Here is a 6,765-nt window from a genome sequence, read left to right as displayed (position 1 = left end):
GGACCACTGCTCAGCATTCTTCTTGTTTCCGGGCATAACACAGCCTTTTCTTTTCGCAACCTGACGCCAATTATACAGGGTTTTTGCTGAAATACCGGTTTCTTCTGCAAGTGCTGGAACACTCATATTATGGGGTGGCATCATCTTCGCTAGAATAGCGTCTTTTCTTTCTTTTGATACGCGCTTCACTCATCATTCACCTGCGCCCCTTTCTTTAGATTTTTACTTCAGGTGAGGCGACAACTATCCTGACATAAGGGGATACCCTCCGATTAGTTTGGAGTAAAGAAGAAATTAGGAGGTTTCTAGCTCGCAGGCTCTTAATTTCTATGGCAAAGGTTGGGGTCTGGAATATTCGGGACATAATAACCTCAAGTGATATCTCGGAATATCGTCTTAAGTGGTTTGAAAAAATTATTCTTGATGATAAGAAATATAGTTTAAAGTATAAAGTTGCTCAATTAATGAATAAGTATTTCGGTAGAAAGCGGAATAGCACGTCCTTATTTGAAAAGATTGATTTAATTGTGATCAACAAACTTTTCGAAAAAAAACTTATACATGAGGGTATGAACGGCAGAGAAGAGCATATTCTAAACCATGAGTTTTTTGACACTCATTTCTTGGATGGAAATAATTCTTGCACTCCTAGAAACATTTTAGTTTTTTTGAAAGAATTGATCAGTGAGACGAATGAGTATTTTCAGAACAGTCCAAACGATTTTGTTACACCTGTCTTTAATGGATCAGACTGGGTCTACAATCTATTTTCTAAGCATATTGTCTATCGAGCCTATCTTCAGTCAAAAGAACAATACATGCAGCATGTTAGCAAGGTTGACGACAGATGGACGAGTCAAATAAAGGAATTTTTGGATAAGCAGGGGCGTAAAAAGACATTTGATCATAAGTGGATAAAAAATAATATTACATTCCGAGAAAATATAAATGAAGAAAGTAAGACTTTATTAATTTATCTTCAGGTCATCGGTTTTTTGAGAGTGAAGCAATATAGCCCAGATATTAAAAAGCGCACTTTCGAGATGCCGGTCCTTTATAAGTTAGCAAAAGGTTCTGAACGTTACTGATCATTAATAAATGAGTCGAGCTGAGCATTCTTGGTTGGTGTTCTAAACGGTAGCTGATCTTGGTGTTAGATAACAAGGGAAGAAAATCATTGAACAATATCACTCAATCAACTGGAACTGATCTTGTTAATTCTCAGGCACAACTTATAGTTGATTTCCTCGGACATATGGGCCTCCCTACAGACAACATCATCGCGGAGCAAACAGAGCGAAACATCATTGGCCAGAACCTTCCTGCGTACATCGCTAATTTACCTGACGAAGTGAAAAGAGATGCTTGCTACCTTTCAAAATTTGTTGTGGGTGCAGGATTTGGTTTGTTTGATTACTCCCTCAATGCAATCTGGAATGAGGTTGTTATCGATCTGAGGAAGAAAGCTATTGGCTATGGACTAGATATCTTCTATGACTCTGCTATTGGTGGAAAGGCTCGTGAGTTTTATCAGACAGAAGACGATCTGGCGTCACTGAAAGACTCTGTGATGCTAGACACTTGCAGAAAACTTGAGCTGATTTCAGATACAACATACAAAAAACTGAAACATATCTTGGAGATGAGGAATGATATCGGCATTTCTCATCCTACAAACTACAAAATAAATGCTTTTGAACTGATGGGTTGGTTACAAACTTGTATCCAAGATGTCCTAAGTGACAGGCCAACACCTGCCGCTCTTCAGGTGCAGGCATTTATCCAGAATCTAAGAACCTATACTTCACCGATTAATCCCACCACTCAGCAAACGATTGTGGCCAATGTTTCAGTGCTTGCGACACATCATTTAGCAAGCATTCTTAGAACAACCTTTGGAATTTACGTCTCAACTGATACAGATCCACAGGTAAGAAAAAATATCTCGCTTATTGCTCCGTCAATTTGGAACAATTGTAAGGATGATCCAAAATACAAGCTTGGGATAATGCTAGAGGGGTACAACACAAACTTGCATAAAGAGAAGTATGAACTTGGTGGTCAATTCTTTAACTTTGTTGAGGGAAATCGGTTTCGTTCTCCAAATGAGCGAGCGGTCATCGTTGATGGATTAATAGATCAGCTTAGTGAAAAACATGATGGTTGGGATAATTACCACCACGAGGCTCCAGTAGCGGATAGCTTGGTTTCGTTCATCCAGGAGCAACAAGACATTATTCCAAATAATGCAGAAAAGCTTGCCAGGGTGGTACTTATGTGTCGCATTGGTCGGGGTGTTGACTATTGCCAGGGGGTTTCACCACGAGGTAAGGTGTACTACGATCACATATTGGGCAAACTCGGCGATAAGTATACGCCACATGCTATGGCTGCCCTAACTCACTATGAAATTCAGCGGAAACTAGAAGAGCCGCGGTGTCGTGAGCAGGGAAGGCTTGCTTTAGAAATCATTAAACAGGGTGTTGTGAACGAACGATTGCAAGAGTGCCTAGACTATTTAATCAGTCGAATCAATGATACTGGAAAATGTGTGTTTGACAGCCAGTTCAAGGTGCTTTCCAAAGAGTACATTGCTTGGTAGTCGCGACTTTGTCATCTAACAATCGCATAAATTCGAACAAAAAAAGAGCTAGTGTTTCTAGGCGTGAGTTCGCTTGAAGTAGTGATAAAAAACTTATTTGGACAGCTTCCGTACCTATTTTGATACACAATGCTAGTTGTATATTTTTTGACAAAGCTTTACTCTAACCTATTGATATTTATGTGTTTTATATTTGAAATCATTCTGTATAAAAAACATAAATATACAATAAAATCAATATGTTATGTATAAATATCTATAAAATGGGGTTGTGGGGGTCGGAGGTTCGAATCCTCTCACTCCGACCATTTTTAAGCTTGTAATTCAATGAGTTACGGGCTTTTTGCTTTTGATAATCATTTGCGTTATGCAAAATTCTGCAATATCCTGCAAAACTCAACTTTATTGAACGCTGCTTAGACGAAACTTGTCGTCTAATTTTCTAAGTCTAAATCGGCTTCAACTTGTGTCCATCTCGTGTCATGTCCTTTTAAATAATGTTCAGTCATTTTGTCAGAAGTATGACCCATCAACTGACGCACTTGAGTTTTACTCCAACCTTGTTGTTCATAAAGTAACCCGCCCAATGATCGCAACTCATGGAATGTCGGTAATATATCTTTGGAAATATTTTCATAAATACCCGACTCATCACGTGCTTTGGAAAAGCTTCGGCTCAAGTAATCAGGTTTCACCGCAGACCAATGACCATTGCCCGTTAAGATTCTTTGGGGTTGCTTATGAATCAGTAGGGGAGAGTTGATCCCAGTACACCGCGCACGCTCAATGACTTTCTTAAGGGACGGGCCCAAGCCAATGGCTAGCCGTGCACAGTCACCATGTTTTTCGGTCTTACTTTGCACCAGATACAAGCGACCATCTTTGATATCACTGAACTTCAGTCGTAGTAAGTCAGAACGGCGTTGCAGGGTGATAATGGCCAAGTCCATGGCAATCTGTAACCATTCTTCAGCATGCTGGTAAATCGCTTGGTAAGCTTCCCAGGTAATTCGCTGGCGTTGTTTACGAATACGCTGACTCTGTCGAGTCGATAACGTCGGCGCCACTGGGTTTTCAACTAACCAGCCTTTAACGATTGCAAACTGGCACAGCTGGGATAACACAGACCGATGTTGTTTATAGGCATCGCCCTTAAAACTTAAATCCAAATAACTGGCTACTTGCTCCACGGATAATGAACGAATACTCATGTCGCCTAAATCATTATTCAGTCGATTTAATCGGTACTCTAATTCTTGAGCAGAACGAGGCATTAATTCTTTATTCGGTACAATATCCGTTTTAAAGGCTTCAATAATATCCGCAATAGTTTTTTCGCCTATGGCTAAAATAGAATTAATTAACTGCTGGGTACTGGGTATTAAAATACTATTTAATTCTCGTGCGGCACGGACCGCTTCCTGCTTATCGCGGCCCAGGGCATGCCAGGTTTTATTGACGGGATGGCGGTAACGAAATAAACCATTGGACTCATATAAATTTGGGCAAAGCCCTCGTTTTTTTCTAGGACGGGCGGCCATAATATTTTGACTCACTTAAGACTTTACTGACCAATGAACTGCTGGCTTTTTCATGGACATCAATATTCACATACCACAGTCCACCCTCTTTAATGGCGCCAGGTATCAAGCCGTTTTCACAACGGTTGCGTAAGGTTCGCAGTGTGGGACCATCACCCAGCGGATAACGCTGTTTGGCATAGGTATTTAATCGCATCAAACGCATAATGATTATCTCCCAACGCGCACAAATTAAGCGGCCAATCTTTTTTGACGCTCTTTTAAATACACTTTTTCCCGTAAAATAATTACATTTTCGGGTGCCTCAAAACCCATGCGAAGCTGGTAACGACTATTCCACGCCAACAAATAAATCATTAATGAAAAGGGTTTAAGGTGGATTTTATCGTTAATACCTAGTATTCGATCATAATAAAACTGAGGGCCATTAATAATAATGCGTGCGTTATTCTGACCACTTTTCTCGGCAAAGGTTATAATCGTTTTATCATTAATATATGCTTTATCAGTACGGCGAAAGGTTAAAATTAACATGCTCAAGTCTCCTCAGTGGACAGTATTCACGGCTTTGACGGGTACGCCTTGCAGGGTGAACGGGGGTTGATGGTGGCACTGGGCCATATCATTTTTTAATGCTTGATATTCATCCGGATGAACAGTAATACACGGTGGTCGTCGCTTTTTCGCGAGCTGATAATATTCAATGTATTGCTGAACACGATGTATTGTTTTTGCAGATTTTTTCGATAAAAAAGTACGACAAATTTCCATGATTAAGCACTCGCTTGTTGGGGTGATTCGGAAAAATCGTAATTTAATATGTGCGGGTATTTATCGGCTTGGCTGACCTGTACGGCATTGGGTATTTTTAACGTCGGCGCATCCTGCAGGGCTTCTTCAGTAGAGCGGGGCAGTTGGCCACCTAAGCCGGCACGTTTAAACCACCACTTGGCTGCTTTCGCCTTGGCATAACCTTTATGTTCGAAGCACACCCATTCATTGACGAATTCAAAACCACAGCGATAGGTAACTTTTAATGATGGTGGCGCATTTAATTTACGATGGATGCTATACGACACATCAGTCACACTGAGCCACACGGGTTTAATTTGTGATTTTAACAGTGCACCTTTGGATGCTTGATCGTTATGAGGCAGGGATTCACTGGCTGAAAAGGCATGGCCACAGCTGGGACACTCCCGTAAAATAGCTTGTAACAATGACTCACACTTGGGGCATTGTTTGGTGGGTGCTTCACCAGACTCGCCATTTTTACGGGATTTAGACTTAGGTGGCTGAATATTATCAATCGGTCCATGCCGCTCGATGTTGTCACCATAATCCAACACCAGGCAATCGGTCTTATCCGTCTCCGGTGAAATGCGTAAACCACGGCCGAGGATTTGCACATACAAACCTGGAGAATGAATGGCCCGTAAAATGGCAATTAAATCGGTGCGAGGTGCATCAAAGCCGGTGGTTAACACGCCCTGACTGACTAAACAACGAATACGGCCTAATTTATAATCCTCAATGAGTTGCGAGCGTAAGCCAATTGGTGTCTGGCCATGCACACACTCGGCCTGTATACCATGGTCTTTGAGCATGGTAATAATCTGCAAACAGTGATTCACCGAGACACCAAAAATTAACCAGGCTTTACGATCCTGACCCCACTCGCTGATTTCTTTTAATGCTTTGCGAGTGAGGTCTTGAGCATTTAACGCCTTTTCTAAATCTCGGGTAACAAATTCACCCTGGCGAATACTGACGTTGGTTAAATCAATTTGCTCGGTGCCAGGTTGTGAAATTAACGGGGATAAAAATCCTTGATCAATGAGTTTTTGAATATCGACGTTGTACACCACATCATTAAATAATGCGCCTTCGCCCTCAGTTAATAACCCCGTTTTCATGCGGTAAGGCGTAGCGGTAAAACCGACTAATTTCACCAAGGGATTCATTAATTTCGCGTCATTTAAAAAGCGGGTGTACATACTGTCGTCTTTACCCGCATTAATTAAATGGCACTCATCGACGATAATGATATTAAAGGGACCTAAATCAAACGCTTTGTTATACACCGATTGAATCCCGGCAAATAACACATCCGCCTGGAGATCTTTACGCCTTAAACTGGCCGAATAAATACCGGAAGGGCAGGTGGGCCAGAGCTGATTTAATTTTGCGTAATTCTGTTCCAGGATCTCTTTGACATGGCTGAGCATAAGTACCCGTTGGTTGGGAAACTGCATCACCCGACGAATAAATTCAGCAATAATCACTGATTTACCGCCCCCAGTGGGTACACAAACCAAGGGATTACCTTGCTGTTGTTGCCAGTATTGATAAATCGCGCTTAGAAGGTGTCTTAAAAATCAAAATTTAAGCAACTCTTTTGACTAAAATATGCAGCATAGCAATGTGAATCATTGCCTCACTATTTCTCGTTAAAACTTCATAATCTTTAGAATGACGCCTATAGTTGATTAACCATGAAAAAGTACGCTCAACAACCCAGCGTTTTTTTACAACATTAAACCCTTTACCCGCTTTTTCAACGACCTCAAGTATTATGCTACGAGTGATTTCATGGGACTCTTTTACCCATTCAACGACTGG

Annotated in this window: 9 protein-coding genes; 2 read left to right on the top strand and 7 right to left on the bottom strand. The window is 41.2% G+C overall.

What is annotated here, in order from left to right; genetic code table 11:
• The coding region (locus F607_RS0123565) for a transposase (protein ID WP_027710028.1) at positions 1 to 189 on the bottom strand (189 nt) is incomplete at its 3' end.
• A gap of 140 nt (positions 190 to 329) precedes the next feature.
• Here F607_RS0123565 and F607_RS0123560 point away from each other — a divergent pair.
• Entirely contained in the window at positions 330 to 1,088 is a 759-nt protein-coding gene (locus F607_RS0123560) for a hypothetical protein (RefSeq protein ID WP_027710027.1), read from the top strand.
• A 62-nt stretch (positions 1,089 to 1,150) separates the two neighbouring features.
• A complete protein-coding gene (locus tag F607_RS0123555; protein ID WP_051311776.1) occupies positions 1,151 to 2,602 on the top strand; it encodes a hypothetical protein in 1,452 nt (483 codons plus the stop codon).
• A gap of 434 nt (positions 2,603 to 3,036) precedes the next feature.
• On the opposite strand, the gene F607_RS0123550 is transcribed toward F607_RS0123555, so the two are convergent.
• From F607_RS0123550 to F607_RS0123525, 6 genes are all read right to left on the bottom strand, one after another.
• Positions 3,037 to 4,143: a tyrosine-type recombinase/integrase gene (locus F607_RS0123550; RefSeq protein WP_027710025.1), complete on the bottom strand. Its 1,107-nt coding sequence runs from the start codon at positions 4,141 to 4,143 to the stop codon at positions 3,037 to 3,039.
• Positions 4,127 to 4,348: a hypothetical protein gene (locus F607_RS0123545; protein ID WP_027710024.1), complete on the bottom strand. Its 222-nt coding sequence runs from the start codon at positions 4,346 to 4,348 to the stop codon at positions 4,127 to 4,129. Before F607_RS0123545 ends, F607_RS0123550 begins: the two co-directional genes overlap by 17 nt.
• A gap of 26 nt (positions 4,349 to 4,374) precedes the next feature.
• Complete coding sequence (locus F607_RS0123540; protein WP_027710023.1) at positions 4,375 to 4,677, bottom strand: hypothetical protein; 303 nt, start codon at positions 4,675 to 4,677, stop codon at positions 4,375 to 4,377.
• A 12-nt stretch (positions 4,678 to 4,689) separates the two neighbouring features.
• Positions 4,690 to 4,914, bottom strand: coding sequence for a hypothetical protein (locus tag F607_RS0123535; RefSeq protein WP_027710022.1), 225 nt, complete (start codon positions 4,912 to 4,914; stop codon positions 4,690 to 4,692).
• 2 nt (positions 4,915 to 4,916) lie between these two features.
• Entirely contained in the window at positions 4,917 to 6,497 is a 1,581-nt protein-coding gene (locus F607_RS31455; RefSeq protein ID WP_268967652.1) for a DEAD/DEAH box helicase, read from the bottom strand.
• A gap of 31 nt (positions 6,498 to 6,528) precedes the next feature.
• Positions 6,529 to 6,765: transposase (locus F607_RS0123525; protein WP_157365478.1), on the bottom strand; the 237-nt coding region annotated here is incomplete at its 5' end.

Source organism: Zooshikella ganghwensis DSM 15267 (assembly GCF_000428585.1).
GTDB classification, from domain to species: domain Bacteria; phylum Pseudomonadota; class Gammaproteobacteria; order Pseudomonadales; family Zooshikellaceae; genus Zooshikella; species Zooshikella ganghwensis.
The sequence above is the reverse complement of the archived record's forward strand: the minus strand, read 5'-3'. Positions and strand labels throughout refer to the sequence as shown.